The sequence below is a fragment of the Bacillus sp. N1(2025) genome (assembly GCF_053470005.1).
In genome coordinates this window covers 275,096-292,029 of record NZ_JBLTJB010000003.1, presented here as the reverse complement: position 1 = coordinate 292,029, position 16,934 = coordinate 275,096, and the positions used below count along the sequence as shown (strand labels likewise).

The window sequence follows — 16,934 nt, the reverse complement described above, 5'->3', positions numbered from 1 at the left end:
GTACCTAATACTATTCATGTCAATCCATCCCTTCAATGATCCTTATTGTCCTATACAGCGTACACTGAACCATGCTGGAATCTCCCGGTAATGATGAGTAAATATATGCAGAATGAACTGGAGCTGATCTAATCACCTAAACTTATTTTAAAATTTCAAAACGTGCAATTTCCCACTCTTTTTTTGCTTTTAGCGGGATTGTTTTTAGCTTTTTGCCTGATTTCAAATCATAAGACGTGATGTCTCCAAGCTTCTTATCGCGCTGGATATCAAAGTTTTTGAGTAAAACATACATCTCTCTGTCAGTGAATTGAACATCATTCATTAATTTGTTATCATCCCCAGCATAAAAATCAAAAGAGTTTTTCTTAACCATTTTTTTATCAAATATCTGCAGCTTCCCATCAAAAGAAACGGCTAGAACCTGATCTTTTACTATTTTCAATTTTGCAGGATGAAACCCTTTCTCCATCTCGACTTCTTTTTTCACCTTTAGCGTCTCTTTGTCTATTAATATGAGCTTAGAAATCTCTTTCTCATTCACGTTATCATTAACTGCCAGTACAAATGTATTTTCATCTAAAGCTTGGAATGCATCCTTTTCATCCATGAAGTATATCCCTTTATTCGGTATGGATGCCTTGTTCTCTTGCTTATTTGTCTCTGGGTTAATTGAAAGGATGGACATACTTTCTTCATCACTTGAAATGACATAAATTTTATTTTTAGCGACGATTGCTGATCCAAGTTCTCCGTCAAGCTTTATTTGTTTCTTGTTTTTTCGGCTGTTTTCCTTCCAATATACCAATTCACTCTCCAGCCCTTTGTCTGTATATCCAACGTTAATGTCATGGATGATATAACCGTCAGAACTTCTTATAAAGAAAGCACCTTCATCCTCAGTTGTTTTTGACAAACTCTTTTCATTTATTTTGTTTATTGTTCCGGTTTTATTGTCTATCATCAAGTGATTATTGCTTCTATTTGATGAGAAGTACGTATCGTTTTTGTTATGTGAAGACATCGTAAAATTTATACCACCTTTCAATTCCAAGCTATCCATTTTAGTACCATCTTCACTGTAAACCCCAATCTCACTTCCCCTATCTAAAGTGTTGGAAAAACCAACAATAAAACTCGCATTGTCAATATCCTTTAATACAGTCTTTTGATTGCTGCTTTTTTCCTCTTTTTCATTCCCAGTTGGGATGAGACCGCAAGAGGTTGTGACGATCAGTATGCAAATGAAAATAAACAGGGTTTTAAGTCTATTCATTTTTTTCCTCCCTATGAGATAGCAAAAAGCCTCCGGATACCCGGAGGCTTTTGATTCTTATCCTTGCTGCGTGAACGGCCGGGTCTGTGTCTTTTTGCCCCAGCCAAGCGCGGCCAGAAAACTGATGGCGAGAATGGCCGCTCCCAGCATATACGGAAATTCCATATTTACATCAAAGAGAAAACCGGCGGCTGACGGTCCGGCGATATTCGCTAAGCTGATGAATGAGGTGTTCATCCCTCCGGCAAACCCCTGCTGGTCACCGGCGAGCTTCGACAGCATCGTATTAACCGCCGGCCGGAGCAGCGATGTCAGCGTCAGAAAAAAGATTGCCGCAGCAAAAACAGTCCAATAGGAACCCGCAAACCGGCACCACACAAGTCCTGCAGCAGCCCCGATCAACGTCACGTTAATGACGCGCTTTTCCCCGAACTTGCGGACGAGATAACTGACGCCGACCGCCTGCACAAACACGCCGATGAGACCCGCAGCCGTAATAATAAAGGCAATATCAGAGGCTTTAAATCCGTGTTTATGGTCAACGTAAAGGCCGAAAACAGATTCAAAGTTCATAATTCCGAAGTTCAGCACAAAAACCAGAATCAGCATAAACGCGAACGGCGACTTGAGCGCGCGTGACATTTGCTTAAACAGATGCTCACGTTTTTCCGTTTTTGCCCGGGCTTCCAGCTGCTTTTCACGTCCCAGCGTTTCGGGCAGAAAGAAAAATGAAAGCACACTTGAAAAGCAGGCGAGACTTGCAGACACGATGAACGGCACAGACATGCCGTAATGAACCAAATAGCCTCCGACACCGGGCCCGATGACGACACCGAGCGTCATCGCCGCGCTGAACAGCCCCATTCCTTTCCCGCGTTCTTCTTCGGTCGTAATATCCGCTATGTAAGCGAACATTGACGGCATTAAAAACGCCGCGCCCATTCCGCCTAAAAGCCGGGATGCGAACAGTTGCCACAGGCTTCCGGCAAAGGCGAAGATCAGTTGTGACACGGCAAAGGCGGCGATGCCGAAAATAATCAGTTTCCGCCGTCCGTATTTGTCGGTTATTTCCCCGGCAATAGGCGCAAATAAAAGCTGTGTAAGCCCCGCCGCCGCAACAAGCAGACCCATCGTGCTCCCCGTCGCACCGAATTCGGTAATATAGGTGGGCATAATCGGAATAATCAATCCGATTCCAAGCATCGCAATAAACATATTCAGCATTAAAATTGACAATCGGCCTATGTACGCCATGATTTCTTACCTTCTCCCCAGACAAACAGATGATCATTCCATATTTGTCATTTTTTATACCATTCAGTATAACGGGCAAAAGGGAAAAAAGTCCAGATGATTTCAATCTCGTTTTCATGTTTCATGACAGCACACCGGTTTCAGCCGGCAGATCATATATGTCAAGGGCCGCCTGCAGCGCTTCCCCGGCTTTAACGGCAACACCGTGTCTGATCAGAATCGCTTCAAGTCCGGCCAGCACAAACAGTACATTTTCCTTTCTGCAGCTGTAGCCCATCGTTCCGATTCTCCAAATTTTCCCCTGCAGCGGACCGAACGAGCTGGCGATTTCAATTCCGAATTGAGACAAAAGCATCCTTCTGATCGATTCGCCGTCTGCTTCCGGCGGAATCTTCACACATGTGACGACAGGCAGCTTCGCCTCCGGATCGCCAAATAAATCAAGGCCCATCGCTGCAAGTCCCGCCGTAAGCGCTTTTTCATGACGCCGATGCCTGCGGAACCGTTCTTCAAGTCCTTCTTCCAAGACAAGGCGCACACCCTCCCGCAGCGCATAAAGCATTGCTGTCGCTTCTGTATGGTGATTCAGCCTTCTTTCACTCCAATAATCTTCGAGCTGGCTCAGATCAAAATAGTTGCTCGTAATCGGACGGTGACCGGACAGCATGTTGCCGTCAGCCGCCGTCGCAATGCCCCGTTCTATTTTTTTACGCGCGGCAATGACAGCTGCCGTCCGGTCATTATAAGTAATCGGCGCCATTCCGGAAGGGACCGATAGGCATTTTTGCGTTCCCCCGATGACTGCGTCAATCTTCCATTCATCCGTTTTTACGGCGCAGCCTCCGATCGTGGCCACGGCATCCACGATAAAGAGTGCGTCTTGGGCGCGGCACGCTTCCCCGATTTCTTTCAGCGGGTGAATCCGCCCCGTTGATGTTTCTCCATGCACCATAGCGACGATTTTCGGGGAAATCTTTTTCATCTCGCTGATAATCTCGTCAGGCCGGAAGACCGTTCCCCATTCACGCTCGATCGTATGAACGTCCGCTCCGTACCGCTCGGCGATTTCAGTCAGCAGGTATCCGAAGCGTCCGTATATCGGAACGAGCACGCTGTCGCCCGGTTCTATCACACTTGCGAGAACAGCCTCAATCCCCGCTCTTGATGTGCCGTCAATCGGATAGGCCCAGCGGTTTTCCGTTTGAAACAATTCACGGAGCATTTGCATCGTTTCGTTCATGATGCCGGTAAATGCCGGGTCAAACTGGCCGATGATCGGAGCGCCCATCGCCCTCAGCACTCTCGGTTCAGCTTCTGTCGGTCCCGGTGTCATAATGGTTCTTTGCGGAATGCACAATTCTTTTCTGGTCGGCACGCCGATTCCCCCTTTACGTTAATAGGCAAGTTTATGTAATACATTCGCCAGCGTAAGGACGCCGGTTTCAAGCTGATGTGCGGGTGTGAATTCAAGCGGCGAGTGGCTGATCCCGCCACGGCTCGGCACAAACAGCATGCAGGCCGGAAAGGTTCTGCCGAGCATCTGGGCGTCATGTCCCGCTCCGCTTACGATCTTCTCCGGGTCCGCCCCCTGCTCTTTTGCAGCCTCTGCTGCGGTTCGTGTCAGGGTCTGATCCATTTGAACCGGCTCTATCCTCATATATTCATCAATAAAGGGTCTGACTCCTTTGCTGCGGCTGATGTTTTCAACAATCGACACCAGTTTCTGATGGAAGGCTGCCAGCACGTCTTCCTGCCGGTGGCGAATATCAACGGAAAACTGGATACGGCCCGGAATGACATTCGCCATATTCGGCTCAACCGTCATTTTCCCGCACGTCAGGCGGAGCTCTTCCGGCTGTCTTTCCGCTGAGAGCATGAGTTCATGGATGATGCTGCTTCCCGCCGCGAGCGGATCTTTCCGCCATTTCATTGAAGTGGTCCCCGCATGGTTGCATTCACCGTCAAGCGTAACGGTATAGCGTCTCTGTCCGGCAATCCCGGTGACAATCCCGATATCCTTTCCCGATCGTTCAAGCGTTTGCCCCTGTTCTATATGAATTTCCAGAAAGGCACTAATATCAGTGCGCAGCGGCGCCGGATAACGGCCTGCACCGAAGCCGTTATGCCGCATGGCTTCTTTCAGAGAAATGCCGGACGCGTCTTTCGGCGTTTCCGCATCTGAAAGTGAGAAAGCACCGGTGATATTGCCTGAGCCCCAATAGGTGATGGGAAAACGGCTCCCTTCCTCTTCACAGAGCGACACAGCTTCCAGCGTTTTTTTCGGACGCCCGCACGTCTCATGCAAATGCCGGATCGCCAGCATGCCCGCCAGCACGCCGAACGCTCCGTCATATTTGCCGCCGTCAATAACGGTGTCAATATGCGACCCGGTCAGAATCACCTCATCAGGCGATTCTGTGCCGCTCAGACGGCCGAACACGTTACCGACATCGTCAAATGCCGTTTCCAGCCCGAACGCCTCCATTTTCTTTTTGACGGCAAGCTGGGCGTCCATCCATTCTTTCGTATATAAAAGCCTCGTCACTCCGCCGGAAGCGGAAGCGCCGAATTGAGACAGCCATTGTATGTCATCGGAAATCCCGATATTCGCCGCCGAAAGCTGCTGATGTTCCATACACGCCCTCCTTTTAAACTGAAAAACTGACAAGATGATCTTCATTATAGAAGGAGCGCATAACGAGTTCATTATCATATCTTCCAAAAAATCAATGATTTTCCGGATACTTTGGCCAATAAGCCGAAGGAACCATTTTTCAAAAAAGATAGAATATTGGATTTATTTTTTGGATAATAGAGGTAAAGGAGGGCAAGTCATGACAAAAAAACTTTGGTTTCTGCCGATTGTCTGCCTGTTTTTCATTTTTGGATGGGCCGCGCCGTCAGCCTCTGCAGGCGCGCCGGCTGACACGAATCTGTACAGCCGGATGGCGGTTTCAACTGCCGGCGGCACAACTCTTTTTCCGCAAACTGCCTCAGCTGTCATCACTCCGTCTGCGGATACGGACACATATTACAAAGAAGCTTCCGGAAAAAGCGGAACGGCCTTAAAGAGCGCCCTGCACCGCATCATCAGCGGACATACAAAGCTGTCTTACAGCCAAGTCTGGAATGCATTGAAGGAAACTGACGAAGATCCGGCAAATCCGAACAATGTCATCTTGCTCTACACCCAGGAATCACGGGCCAAAAGTAAAAACGGCGGCAGCGTCGGGGACTGGAACCGCGAACACGTGTGGGCAAAGTCACACGGAAACTTCGGAACAGCTGCCGGCCCCGGGACGGACATTCATCATCTGCGCCCTGCAGACGTCCAGGTGAACAGTGCCAGAGGAAACATGGATTTTGATAACGGCGGCTCAGAATACCCGAAAGCGCCGGGCAATTATTACGACGGTGATTCCTGGGAGCCGCACGATGAGGTCAAAGGAGATGTCGCCCGCATGCTGTTTTACATGGCGGTGCGTTATGAAGGAGAAGACGGGTATCCCGACCTTGAGCTGAATGATAAAACCGGAAACGGCTCAGCTCCTTACATGGGAAAACTGTCCGTTTTGCTCAAATGGAATCAACAAGACCCCGTCGACAGTAAGGAAAAACGGCGGAACGAAATCATTTACGAAGACTATCAGCATAACCGCAATCCGTTTATCGACCATCCGGAATGGGCGGACGAAATCTGGTAATCGTATCATAAGAAGTGATAAGGGAGCCCCGATCATCAGGCTCCCTTTTTCAATATACGGCGTTTTTAGTGTCGGCATCAAAAAAGACGGCCCGGTTCATATTGACCGCAAGCAGAATGGCATCGCCGGGTTTCACCTGTGAAGCGCCGTCAAGACGGATCGTCATGCGGTCACCTCCGCTCACCGCATGAACGTACATCTCCGCGCCTAAGTTTTCACATACTTCCGCCACAGCGCGGCACACCGCTTCAGGCGGGTGCTCTGATTGTCCGGCAAGCGTCAAATGCTCCGGACGCAGCCCCGCAATCATCTCCTTACCGCTGTATCCTTTCTGCACAAGAACGGCCGCTTTTTCTTTCGGAATGGGCAGACGAACGGACGAACCGGCAAAATACCATTGCCCGTGACTTTCTTCAATGAGGCCTTTTATAAAATTCATACTCGGAGAACCGATAAAACCCGCCACAAACATATTCGCCGGATAATGATAAATCTCATGGGGGCTTGCGGCCTGCTGAATATCTCCTTCATTCATCACGACAATCCGGTCGCCCATTGTCATCGCTTCCGTCTGATCATGCGTCACATAAACGATGGTCGCTTTCAAACGCTGATGGAGCTTGCTGATTTCGGCGCGCATCGTCACTCGCAATTTCGCATCTAAGTTGGAAAGCGGCTCGTCCATCAGAAACACTTTCGGCTCCCGCACGATCGACCGGCCGAGCGCAACCCGCTGCCGCTGCCCGCCTGAGAGAGCCTTCGGTTTCCGCTTGAGCAGATGCCCGATTTCCAAAATATCAGCGGCCGTCCGGACTCGCTCTGCGATTTCTTTTTTCGGCAGCTTTCTGAGCTTCAAACCGAACGCCATATTGTCAAACACCGTCATGTGGGGATACAGCGCGTAATTCTGAAAAACCATCGCGATATCACGATCCTTCGGGGGCAGATCGTTTACCGCGTCTCCGTCGATATAAAGCTTCCCCTCAGAAATGCTCTCCAGTCCGGCAATCATTCTGAGTGTCGTAGATTTGCCGCAGCCGGAGGGACCGACAAGCACCAGCAGCTCCTCATCTTTTACATCTAAGTGAAAATCCTTCACTGCCGCCGATTGGGCGCCGTATGTTTTTTTGATATGGTCAAATGTTAATGATGCCATTCGAAACCTCCTCCAATACTGGAAACCGCCACATCTTTCTGTTATGTTAAAAATGTTCGGGGTTTCTGACAGATTCATAAATGAAAAGCAAATTTGTATTATAACGTCATAATACATATAATAGTACTACTACTTGACAAAGGAGGTCCGTCCCATTGTTAAATAACGGGAGCTCGAAACCTTTATATATTCAGCTGAAACAAATTATCGCGGACGATATCAAGAAGGGCGTTTATTCGCCGTCCGTAAAACTGCCGACTGAAAATGAGCTGTGCGAAACGTACAACGTGAGCCGCATAACGGTCAGGAAGGCCATCCTTGATCTTGTGGAAGAAGGCTGGCTCGTCCGGCAGCAGGGAAAGGGAACGTTCGTTAAAAGCCCTAAACTGAAGCGGGAGCTCATCGCGGTCAACGGCTACTCTGAATTTATGGAATCAACGGGGAAAAAACCGAAACACCAGATCCTTTCTCATGAAATCATTGAAGCGCCTAAATCCATCGCCCAAAAACTTCGCGTCGATTCCGAAAGTCCCGTTCTTGAATTAAAACGCATTTTATTTCACGACGACCAGCCGCTCTCATTCGAAATCGCCCACTATCCGCTCAGTTTATTTCCCGACATCGGCAAGCATATTAAAGGCGGCGTGTCGATGCATGACATTTTGAAACAGCACTATCAGGTGGTGCCCACCCATAATACGAAGCTGTTAAATGTCGTATACGCCAAGCAGGAAGAAAGCCGCTATCTGGCTTGTGATATCGGGGATGCGCTTTTTGAAATTGACAAAACCGCTTTTATGTCAAAAGACCAGCCGATATACAGCTCGCTGTTTGTAATGCATACCGACCGCGTCACGTTTACCATTAACAGTCCCTATGCGTAACAAGTATAAAAAACGAGACAATGCTTATCGTATTCTCGTTTTTTCACTGCTTTTCCCGCCGCCCGGCCTGTAGGGATGCCCGTAACCGAACGCTCCGAACCCTCCGCATGTTTTGGCAGCCGTCCCGGCGGCCGCAGTAAGCGCTCGCCGAATATCCTGATGCTCGAAGAAATCGGTAAGAAACCCGGCGATAAAAGAATCACCCGCGCCCAATGTATCTATTATATCAGCTCTTACCACCGGCTGATGATAGACGCGTTCACCATCCGATAACACCGCGCCATATTCCCCCCTTGTCAGACAGACGATTTTCGCTCCGAAACCGCGGGCTTTTTCGGCAAGCCGCACACATTCACTTTCACTCAAATCACTCCCGGAAAAAAACGCATACGTCACGTACGGACAGACCGCTTCTAAATAGGCTTCGTCACGTTTTACAGAGAAGTCAAAGGAAATCGGCACATGGCCGCTCAGCATCGGAAGGTCACGTTCTATCCTGCTGTATACGCTCGTATGCAGCAAATCATGTCCGGCGATAAATGAGATGTCATTCTCCTGAAAAGCGAGCGTCAGACGCGATTGCACGCCGCCTTTATTTGATCCGGCAAATATCCTGTCCCCTCTTTCATCAAGCGTGACGACCGCCATCCCGTTTTCTCCGTATGCCCGGCGGATCAGATCGGCATTCACCTTTTCCAATTTCAGCACATTCAATACGTGATCCGCCGCTTCATCACTGCCGAGAATCCCGATATAAGAAGTTTCGTGGCCTAAGCGCCGGGCAAGCACGGCTACGTTTAACGCATTTCCGCCTGGGTAAAACGTCTCCTGATCCTGATAATAATCTACTACATTATCTCCGGCCGCTATCAGTTTCATCTTTTCATCCTCCTTATCCTTTCACGCTTCCCGCTGCAATGCCGCGGATAAAATATCTCTGCATCAATAAAAACAACGCGATGATCGGAGCAGCAGAAATCGTCAGCCCGGCCAGCAGCACGCCCCAATCCGTCTGCAGCGCATCTCTGAACTGCATCAGCCCGGCCGGAATCGTCCGTAAATTTTCATCATCGATAAAAATAATTGCAAACATAAACTCATTCCATGTATGGTAAGCCGTCAAAATGCCTGATGTCACCAGAATCGGCACGCCCATAGGTAAGAATATTCTGAAAAATATTCCGAAACTTGTACATCCATCCAGATAGGCAGCTTCCTCAAGCTCTTTGGAAATCGACAAAAAATAGGAACGGATCAGAATCACGGTAAACGGAATACGGTAGGCGGCGTACGGAAGAATCAATGCCCAATACGTATTGTACAGTCCCAATGACTGGATAATGGAGTACAGCGGCACAAGACTGACCTGCGGCGTCAGCATCAAGCCGCCAAGACAAATGATCAGCACAAACCCTTTTCCTTTAAATTGAAAACGGGCCAGCCCGTATGCCGCCCAGGCGCTCACAAATACGGTGATGAGACAAGTCAGCACGGTCACAATGACGCTGTTCATAAAATAAGCGGAAATCCCTTGGTTCCATGCGGATACGAAGTTTTCGGGATGCCAGACAGAGGGCAGCGACCAGCTGTGCTCAAAAATCTCATCCGAGCTTTTAAAGGCGCTGACCGCCATCCATAACAGCGGATAAGCAACGGCAATGAGGTAGATAAAGAGAAACAGCCACACAGACGTTTCCCCGACATACCATTTTCTCGGTTTTCCGCCTGTTCTGACGGCCTGACGGGCATGACGCAAGTCCGTCTTTTCAGGAAGCATCGGCTACCCCTCCTTTCCGGTCTTAAAGAATTTCATCTGAATAAGCGACAGAGCAAGCGTCAGCAAAAGCACCACCGTCGCGATCGCAGAAGCGTAGCCCATCATATCCTTTGTAAAAGCGCTCTTATACAAAAATGTGCTCAGCACTTCTGAAGCATTGCCCGGCCCTCCGCCGGTCAGAATATACGGTTCATTAAATACGGTAAATGCGCCGGTCAGCGTCATCACCACGGCAACAAACGACATTTCTTTCGTCTGCGGCACCGTAATGTGAAAAAACTGCTGGATTTTTCCGGCTCCGTCCAGCTGCGCCGATTCATATAATTCAGCGGGAATGCTCTGAATCGAGACAATGTACAGCATGGCGATGTAACCGACAGACTGCCATTGAGACACAAAAATGACAGACAGCATAGCGGTGTTTTCATCGCCCAGCCACGCCCGGGTCAGTTCATCAAGTCCGACGGCTTCCAGCAGCTGATTCAAAAGACCGATTTCCGGGTTATAAATAAAATCAAACAACAGCGCAATGACGGTCATGGAAATAACGACCGGAAGAAAAAAGACCGTGCGGAAAAACGGCGACCATTTTCTTACCAATCTGTCTTCCAGCACGGCCGCCAGAATTAAGCCGCCGCCAACCTGGCAAATCAGCGATATGACCGCATACAGCACATTGTTGCGGAGTGCTGTAAAAAACACGGGATCGTGAAACAGGTCAATATAATTTTTCAAACCGATAAACGTCTTTTCGGGTTGAAATGAGCTCCATTCAAACAGACTGAAAAACACATTCTCAATAATCGGAATGTAAACGAACAGCAGAAAAATCAGCGCGGGCGCGAGAAACAGATACGGAATGAAACGTTTTCGGCTGACCAAGGAAATCCTCATCTCCTTTCTCCAAAGAAATCTGTTCTATTCAGATGACGCTCTGACCTGACGCGCCGCTTTCTGCACGGAATTCATCACCTCGCGCGGTGTCATTGTGCCGCCGAGCATCTGCTGAACGCCTGCCGCATACACATCGGCGATTTCAACGTCAACATCCATATCAAACCAGGGCACCATTGATTCGGCGCGGACGATATCCTGCACGGCTTCGCGCTGGATCGGGGCGGAATTGTTTTCTGTCGCCGTTCCTTGAACCGCGCTGTATTTACCGACGTCTTTTATCAGCTTCTCTCCCATTTTTTTCGAGGTTAAAAACTGAAGAAATTCCATGGCTTCTTTCGGGTGCTTCGTTTTTGAGGAAATCATAAATCCTTCCGGAGATCCGGTCAGTGCACGGGGAGATCCCTTTTCGCCGCTGATTTTCGGGAAAGGAAACAAGCCCAGATTGACCGGTTCGACGAGCTTAATTTCTGCCGTTTCCGCATAAATCATCGCCGCTTTGCCGCTTGTAAACTGCTGGCGCACGTATTCGTGATCAACGGAGTTCACGTGCTTTGTAAAGTACGGCAGCAGTTCCTGAAGCTTTTCAAGCGCTTTGACATAGCCTTCGTCCGTAAACTCCCCGGTTTCCGGGCTGTAATCCTTCGCCCGCGTTTTTTCATCCACCATACGCTGGTTCAGCGTCCCGATATAATGAGAAATCGTCCAAGGCGCTTTTGTGCCGAAACTGATCGGAATATATCCGTTCTCTTTCAATTTCTCAGAGACTGTGATCAGTTCATCCCATGTCGCCGGGGGCTTCAAATGTAATGTATGAAAAATGTCCTTATTATAAAAGAATGATTTAGCGTCCATTTGCCACGGAACACCGTACTGTTTTCCGTCATGAGTAAAGGGTTTGATTTGTGACTGCACAAGCTGTGAGGACCAATCTTTATCCTGCTGATAGTAAGACGACAGATCGAGGGCTTTATCTCCTTTGATGAATTTATAAGCAAACCGGTCGCTCCATGAAAAGAAAATATCAGGGGGGCTCGTTGTTCCGAGCATGACTTTCACCTTGTCTTTATAAGAATCGTTTAAGACCGCTTCCGTTTGGATATGAATATCCGGATGAGCGGCTTCAAATTCTTTGACCGCTTCTTCAAAATAGCTTTTTTCCGGCTCCTTCGGCCACCTGTGAAAAAACTTCAAGGTCACTTTTCCGTCAGAGGAACTGCTTTGGCTTGAACAGGCGGCGGCTGACAGACATACGGCTAACAGAACGAACAGGCAGATGAGCTTTTTCAGATGCTTTTCCTCCTTTGTCACCGGACTATAACGTTATATGTCATTATAGTCCGGTGAAATATAATGCGCGTTCTTAATATTCGACTTTCCACATGTAACGCCGCTGGCTTAACGGATGGTTCCTTGCTTCCGCCAGCGCATCCGCATAGCTTCTGAGCACCCGGTTTAATACGAGAGGAGCCAGATAGCCTTTTACAGAATCGTCAATTCCGGAAAAATCATATGCTGCCGCATCAAGCACAGTCAGTTTTTTGCCGTATCTTTTTGAGAAGGAAAGCGCCCGCTCTTCAAGGGGTCTTGTTTCGTCTAAGCCGAGCAGGATAATAAATGGAACGGATTCATCAATGATTTCGAACGGTCCGTGAAAATATTCTCCGGCATGAATGGCGTGGGAATGAATCCATTGCATTTCCATGAGAATGCAGATGCTGTAGGAGTAAGCGACGCCGTAGTTCGCACCGCTTGCCATCGTGTAAATGATATCTTCTTTTTCGTGGTCTTTCGCGAATGCCTTTGCGTGATCCGCTTCTTGTTTAAGCGCTTTGTTATATACGGTCTGGAGTTTATTGAGTCCGTCGATCGCCTGCTCAAACGCGGGATGGTTTTCCAGCACGTGTAAAGCGCCGAACACGATTTGATACAGAACCCCGTAATTCGTATTTATCGCCTGTGCGTTCTCACCCCAGTCATAAACCGCGACATATTCGGCTTCTTTCGCTAACGGCGAATCAGGCTCATAGGTCATCGCAATCGTAAGCGCGCCTTTTTTTCTGGCGAAACCGGCGGCTTTCACCGTTTCCGGCGTATTGCCTGAATGAGAACATAAAATCACGAGAGAGTTCTCTCCGAGCTGAACGGGATTGCGCTGAATAAATTCATTTGAACTGTAGAGATCAGAGCTGATGGCTTTCGCCTCTCTGTCAAACACGTACTTGCTCGGATACATAATGGCTGAAGAACCCCCGCAAGCGACGAAAAAGACGTGGTCAATCGTTTTTCCTTTCAGATCATCCAAGAAAGCCTGAACCTTGTGATTCACTTGTGCGGCAGTTTGACTCAAATCCTTCACTCCTCAGTGTTTTATTATATAACGTTATATAACATTATATAACGTTATATTAATCGCAACAAAGGTGCGTTGTCAATCATATTTTCTGAAATTTCTAAAATATAAAATAAACCCGCCTTATTTCCCGCCCTCTCTTGACCTGACCCTTAGAGACACGTTTAGAATGAAAAGCAGGGAGTGATTCAGAATGAATATAAAAGAAGCCGCCAGACAGACGGGTCTCACGAAAAAAGCCATCAAATATTATGAGCAGGAAGGTTTAATCACCGTCAGCAAAAACCCTGATAACGGATACCGTGAGTATTCCGCTCAGAACGTGAATACGCTGAAAATGATTGCCGCCCTCCGAATGCTGGCACTGTCTGTAAGCGATATTAAAGCGTTCCTCTTAGAGGGCAGCAGTCTGCATGATATACTGCGCCAGCAGCATCAAAAGCTCAGCCGGCAGATTGAAGAGCTTGAGCAGGAACGGAAACTGACTGAAATGCTGATCAAGCGCGTGGAAGATGCGGAAAATGTCGATTCAATTTTGCATGATATCGGCGAGGTCAAAATAGATGAACCGAAGTATATGGGACTTCAGCTGAAAAAACTGTTCCCGGGAGATTTCGGAGAATTTATCGCCGCGCTGTTTGAACCGTTCCTCGACTTTTCTATTGATACAGATGAGAAAAAAGCGATATGGGCGGAGCTTATTAAAGTATTGGATGATATGGAAGAAGTTCCGGCTGAACACCCGATGATGCAGCTGGTCGGCAAGGAGGATCCGGCTCAGCTCCAGCAGCACAAAGTCCAGCATGACCAATTTATCGAGCGGATTTTGGAGAGAGACCCTGCCACTTGGGACACTCATAAAAACATCATCATTCAGCTTGTGAAAAGAGTGCAGACAGATGAAGAATACAGAGAAAGCCTGATCAAGGTCGGAGAATCCGCTTCTGATCTGCCCGCGCTGAAGGCGGGATCGCCTTTCAGCAATCTTCTTCAAAAGCTCAGCCCGAAATATGACACGTACGTGCGACTTCAGCTTGAACTGAAAAAAGAAGCCGACGAGGAACTCGGCTTTGATTCAGAAGCATATTTAAAAGAGATGCTTCAATCAAAAAAACGCTAAGGTTCGTTTCCTTAGCGTTTTCTTTCTTCAGCCTCAGTGCTGCGCGTTAATGCGGTCAACGACATTAGCGATGAGCTGCTCTTTTCCTAAGTCGGAATCTTCGTCAACGCTTGCTACTGTCAAAATGATGGCCGCTACCGCAAGAGCGATCGTCTCAATGGCGGCCGCCGCGTTTAAAAATACCCATACAGCCGTTGCGCATTGGCCGATGGCCGTTGATTTTCCTTTGTCCATGCTCTTTTTGTCAAACTCTTCTTTCAGCACTTTCGCCATAATCTGCGAACCTTGATCAATGACGCTGTTCACTTTCTCATAATCGCCGCTGTAGACCGCCGCTTTCAACTCTTTAAAATAATCCGGCGATGACTTTTTAATATCAGTGATCACCTGATCGGAAACTTGCTTTAATTCATCCTGATCAATCTTTTTGACAGCCTTGGTATCCCATACTTCAGGAAGGAGCTTTGCGACCTCACCTTGTCCGAAAAAGATGCCGGAAAAAATGTCTTCACCCGAATAAGAGACGGATGGCTCAGTTTTCGCCGCGGCATGCGGGCCGACTAATGCAACCATTAAAACAAACACCAGCATCATGGCAGCTGCGGACTTCTTGCTTTTAACCATATAATTTCCTCCTTTTCCTTTTATTGAAAAAATTGTATCTGATAAAAAGGGGATTGTAATGGTTCAAAGCTACTGTTTTCTCTGCCGGCACCAAAAACAGGACCAAAATACCAGCCACCGTAATGGAAAACGAGGTAAGCCCCAGCATAACGGCAAAGATTTCGTGCATAAAAATGGATATAAACAATATCAGACGCCAATATGTTTTCGGAGCGAACAAAGCGCAGAACATAATGGTTTGCACAATAAGCGTGCCCCAAGTCGGGATGATGACAAGCTTGGACTGCAGGATAAAGTCAAACAGACCGTGAAGCGCATCCGGCAGACCCAGCATCGGATCGTTCAAATAGTAATAAACGGCAGTTCCGTTCTGCCACTCTTCTTCCATCAGTTTGGCAATGACGGAGTTAAAATACAGCATTGCGACCTGTATTCTGATGATTGTCAGCGTCGCCCAGCACAAGGAGCGGTAATAAGGCTCAAGCGGCCTTTTCTCAAAAGACGCCTCGTACGGAGACCAGTGCCATTTCCGCGGATCGGTTAATGTCAGCGGGAGCAGCAGCAGTGTAAAAACGGCAGCCACCTGATCTCCTCCGTCAAGGGTAACGGCGGAGTTTTGGAAGCTGTACGAAATCCACCAGTGAAAAAAACCGGTGATTCGCGGCCGCCAGCCAATGACGACAAGGATTAACATACAGATACAAACGGCTTTGACGATCTCAATGTAACGGAAATCGGGAAACAGCAGAAACAGGCTGAACGTGTCGGAAAAGCTGAGCATTTGATTTTGCGTTTTGAAGAAGACAGATGCCGGATTGAACAGCAATGTCAGCAGCGTGCCGAGCGCGATTAAGCTTCTGGCAAGCCCGTACACATTTGTCCAAGGCGGATTCTTCATCATCCATAAGGTGAGCTGCTTTTTTGCATCCTGAATCAATTGACATCCACTCCGATGTATTTTTTGATGGTTCTTTTCGTTTCGGTATGCTGGCTCCATGCCCACGGGGTAATGCGTTCATATGTAATGATCATTTTCCCTTTCAGCCTTGGGGAGGGGGACTCATTTTTCATTTTCAAAAATGTGGTATCCTTAAAGTCTTGGCCAGCCGAAAAGTCATTCCACTTCTCTTTGGAAGGCAGCTTTTCCAGCATAAGGCCGAGCTCTATCCCTTGCGTCCGCCCGTAGCGGTTTAAGCCGATCACATTTTTCAGAGAATTATTCGGCCATCTGAGCTCCTCATCGGCATCAAGAAGATAGATGTTCAAGCTGTCTTCTCTCGGATCTTTACTGAAAAATCCCCAGCTTTGCGGATAAATCATGGAAACGGTTTTGGATTGATGCTTGGTTAATTGGATGGCAGAGCTTGGCAGTGCCGCGATGACGGTAAAAAACAAAACGATGATCCAGGCGGCCATGATAAAAAGAAAGAATGAAAACATGCTGGTTTGCTTCTTGTCAGTCAATTGAAACCCTCCTAGCGTATGGAAATTTCATTGACATGATTATACACCAATCAACAGGTAAAATATTGATAAATTAGTTTTTTTCGAACTAATATACTATTATATGTAAAAAAAGGGAGTGTTCATATGTTTTTGATGAATGATAAAGTGCTGTGGGGAGCTGTGGTTCTCGCCTTTATTCTGTCGATTGTGTTTTATCCGTTTCTTCCTGCTGATATGGCCATTCACTATGACGTGTCAAACCGTCCGAATACATCAATCAATAAAACGGCCGGCGTCCTGATTTTTCCTGTGCTCATGATGATCTGCATGTTATTCAGAAAAAAGGTCGTCCAGCTATTCCTCGTCGTTTACTGTCTGCTGATCGTGCATATTGCCGTGATGTGGCTGGCACTGTAAACATAAAGAAAACCGGAGCCCTTAAGCTC

16 protein-coding genes and 1 pseudogene are annotated in these 16,934 nt (G+C 47.8%); 4 read left to right on the top strand and 13 right to left on the bottom strand.

Annotated elements, in window-relative coordinates:
• Positions 1-142: 142 nt before the first annotated feature.
• The 4 genes from ACNFN4_RS09260 to allC all read right to left on the bottom strand — a co-directional run bounded on the left by ACNFN4_RS09260 (position 143) and on the right by allC (position 5,165).
• A complete protein-coding gene (locus ACNFN4_RS09260; RefSeq protein WP_265987980.1) occupies positions 143-1,276 on the bottom strand; it encodes a hypothetical protein in 1,134 nt (377 codons plus the stop codon).
• A 57-nt stretch (positions 1,277-1,333) separates the two neighbouring features.
• A complete protein-coding gene (locus ACNFN4_RS09255) occupies positions 1,334-2,530 on the bottom strand; it encodes an MFS transporter (RefSeq protein ID WP_072177417.1) in 1,197 nt (398 codons plus the stop codon).
• A 121-nt stretch (positions 2,531-2,651) separates the two neighbouring features.
• On the bottom strand, positions 2,652-3,863 hold the full coding sequence (locus ACNFN4_RS09250; protein WP_237731248.1) for a pyridoxal-phosphate-dependent aminotransferase family protein: 1,212 nt from the start codon (positions 3,861-3,863) through the stop codon (positions 2,652-2,654).
• 60 nt (positions 3,864-3,923) lie between these two features.
• Positions 3,924-5,165, bottom strand: coding sequence for an allantoate deiminase (allC, locus tag ACNFN4_RS09245; RefSeq protein ID WP_202729285.1), 1,242 nt, complete (start codon positions 5,163-5,165; stop codon positions 3,924-3,926).
• A gap of 199 nt (positions 5,166-5,364) precedes the next feature.
• Here allC and ACNFN4_RS09240 point away from each other — a divergent pair, with 199 nt between their 5' ends.
• The gene (locus ACNFN4_RS09240) at positions 5,365-6,234 is read left to right on the top strand and encodes an endonuclease I family protein (protein WP_015240523.1); all 870 of its coding nucleotides are present in this window, start codon (positions 5,365-5,367) and stop codon (positions 6,232-6,234) included.
• A gap of 49 nt (positions 6,235-6,283) precedes the next feature.
• On the opposite strand, the gene ACNFN4_RS09235 is transcribed toward ACNFN4_RS09240, so the two are convergent.
• On the bottom strand, positions 6,284-7,390 hold the full coding sequence (locus ACNFN4_RS09235; protein ID WP_094296269.1) for an ABC transporter ATP-binding protein: 1,107 nt from the start codon (positions 7,388-7,390) through the stop codon (positions 6,284-6,286).
• Positions 7,391-7,545: 155 nt separating this feature from the next.
• Here ACNFN4_RS09235 and ACNFN4_RS09230 point away from each other — a divergent pair, with 155 nt between their 5' ends.
• Complete coding sequence (locus ACNFN4_RS09230) at positions 7,546-8,274, top strand: GntR family transcriptional regulator (protein WP_014418812.1); 729 nt, start codon at positions 7,546-7,548, stop codon at positions 8,272-8,274.
• A 24-nt stretch (positions 8,275-8,298) separates the two neighbouring features.
• Here the strand turns inward: ACNFN4_RS09230 and ACNFN4_RS09225 are convergent, their stop codons facing one another.
• The 5 genes from ACNFN4_RS09225 to ACNFN4_RS09205 form a co-directional block, all read right to left on the bottom strand.
• Positions 8,299-9,153 carry a PfkB family carbohydrate kinase gene (locus ACNFN4_RS09225; protein WP_007613586.1) on the bottom strand — a complete coding sequence of 285 codons (855 nt, stop codon included), beginning with the start codon at positions 9,151-9,153 and terminating at the stop codon, positions 8,299-8,301.
• Positions 9,154-9,166: 13 nt separating this feature from the next.
• Entirely contained in the window at positions 9,167-10,051 is an 885-nt protein-coding gene (locus ACNFN4_RS09220; RefSeq protein WP_376700529.1) for a carbohydrate ABC transporter permease, read from the bottom strand.
• A 3-nt stretch (positions 10,052-10,054) separates the two neighbouring features.
• Positions 10,055-10,945, bottom strand: coding sequence for a carbohydrate ABC transporter permease (locus tag ACNFN4_RS09215; RefSeq protein WP_448200126.1), 891 nt, complete (start codon positions 10,943-10,945; stop codon positions 10,055-10,057).
• 24 nt (positions 10,946-10,969) lie between these two features.
• Positions 10,970-12,235, bottom strand: coding sequence for an ABC transporter substrate-binding protein (locus tag ACNFN4_RS09210; protein WP_025650319.1), 1,266 nt, complete (start codon positions 12,233-12,235; stop codon positions 10,970-10,972).
• Between the two features lie 73 nt (positions 12,236-12,308).
• Positions 12,309-13,295, bottom strand: a complete 987-nt coding sequence (locus ACNFN4_RS09205) for an SIS domain-containing protein (RefSeq protein ID WP_104678952.1) — start codon at positions 13,293-13,295, stop codon at positions 12,309-12,311.
• Positions 13,296-13,491: 196 nt separating this feature from the next.
• Here ACNFN4_RS09205 and ACNFN4_RS09200 point away from each other — a divergent pair, with 196 nt between their 5' ends.
• A complete protein-coding gene (locus ACNFN4_RS09200) occupies positions 13,492-14,418 on the top strand; it encodes a MerR family transcriptional regulator (protein WP_017418972.1) in 927 nt (308 codons plus the stop codon).
• A gap of 33 nt (positions 14,419-14,451) precedes the next feature.
• On the opposite strand, the gene ACNFN4_RS09195 is transcribed toward ACNFN4_RS09200, so the two are convergent.
• The 3 genes and pseudogenes from ACNFN4_RS09195 to ACNFN4_RS09185 form a co-directional block, all read right to left on the bottom strand.
• Positions 14,452-15,042 (bottom strand): sporulation delaying protein family toxin, encoded by a 591-nt coding sequence (locus tag ACNFN4_RS09195; protein WP_017418971.1) that lies wholly within the window; start codon positions 15,040-15,042, stop codon positions 14,452-14,454.
• Positions 15,043-15,126: 84 nt separating this feature from the next.
• Positions 15,127-15,943, bottom strand: a pseudogene (locus tag ACNFN4_RS09190) (sporulation-delaying protein SdpB family protein); the annotation flags it as partial.
• 32 nt (positions 15,944-15,975) lie between these two features.
• On the bottom strand, positions 15,976-16,506 hold the full coding sequence (locus ACNFN4_RS09185) for an SdpA family antimicrobial peptide system protein (RefSeq protein ID WP_017418969.1): 531 nt from the start codon (positions 16,504-16,506) through the stop codon (positions 15,976-15,978).
• 126 nt (positions 16,507-16,632) lie between these two features.
• Here ACNFN4_RS09185 and ACNFN4_RS09180 point away from each other — a divergent pair, with 126 nt between their 5' ends.
• Entirely contained in the window at positions 16,633-16,905 is a 273-nt protein-coding gene (locus ACNFN4_RS09180; RefSeq protein WP_007410095.1) for a DUF1648 domain-containing protein, read from the top strand.
• The last annotated feature ends 29 nt before the right edge of the window (positions 16,906-16,934 follow it).

Excerpts from the sequence above, each read along its gene's own strand:
- ACNFN4_RS09260 (WP_265987980.1), bottom strand. The coding sequence starts at position 1,276 with ATGAATAGACTTAAAACCCTGTTTATTTTCATTTGCATACTGATCGTC.
- ACNFN4_RS09255 (WP_072177417.1), bottom strand. The coding sequence starts at position 2,530 with ATGGCGTACATAGGCCGATTGTCAATTTTAATGCTGAATATGTTTATT.
- ACNFN4_RS09250 (WP_237731248.1), bottom strand. The coding sequence starts at position 3,863 with ATGACACCGGGACCGACAGAAGCTGAACCGAGAGTGCTGAGGGCGATG.
- allC (WP_202729285.1), bottom strand. The coding sequence starts at position 5,165 with ATGGAACATCAGCAGCTTTCGGCGGCGAATATCGGGATTTCCGATGAC.
- ACNFN4_RS09240 (WP_015240523.1), top strand. The coding sequence starts at position 5,365 with ATGACAAAAAAACTTTGGTTTCTGCCGATTGTCTGCCTGTTTTTCATT.
- ACNFN4_RS09235 (WP_094296269.1), bottom strand. The coding sequence starts at position 7,390 with ATGGCATCATTAACATTTGACCATATCAAAAAAACATACGGCGCCCAA.
- ACNFN4_RS09225 (WP_007613586.1), bottom strand. The coding sequence starts at position 9,153 with ATGAAACTGATAGCGGCCGGAGATAATGTAGTAGATTATTATCAGGAT.
- ACNFN4_RS09220 (WP_376700529.1), bottom strand. The coding sequence starts at position 10,051 with ATGCTTCCTGAAAAGACGGACTTGCGTCATGCCCGTCAGGCCGTCAGA.
- ACNFN4_RS09215 (WP_448200126.1), bottom strand. The coding sequence starts at position 10,945 with ATGAGGATTTCCTTGGTCAGCCGAAAACGTTTCATTCCGTATCTGTTT.
- ACNFN4_RS09200 (WP_017418972.1), top strand. The coding sequence starts at position 13,492 with ATGAATATAAAAGAAGCCGCCAGACAGACGGGTCTCACGAAAAAAGCC.
- ACNFN4_RS09195 (WP_017418971.1), bottom strand. The coding sequence starts at position 15,042 with ATGGTTAAAAGCAAGAAGTCCGCAGCTGCCATGATGCTGGTGTTTGTT.
- ACNFN4_RS09180 (WP_007410095.1), top strand. The coding sequence starts at position 16,633 with ATGTTTTTGATGAATGATAAAGTGCTGTGGGGAGCTGTGGTTCTCGCC.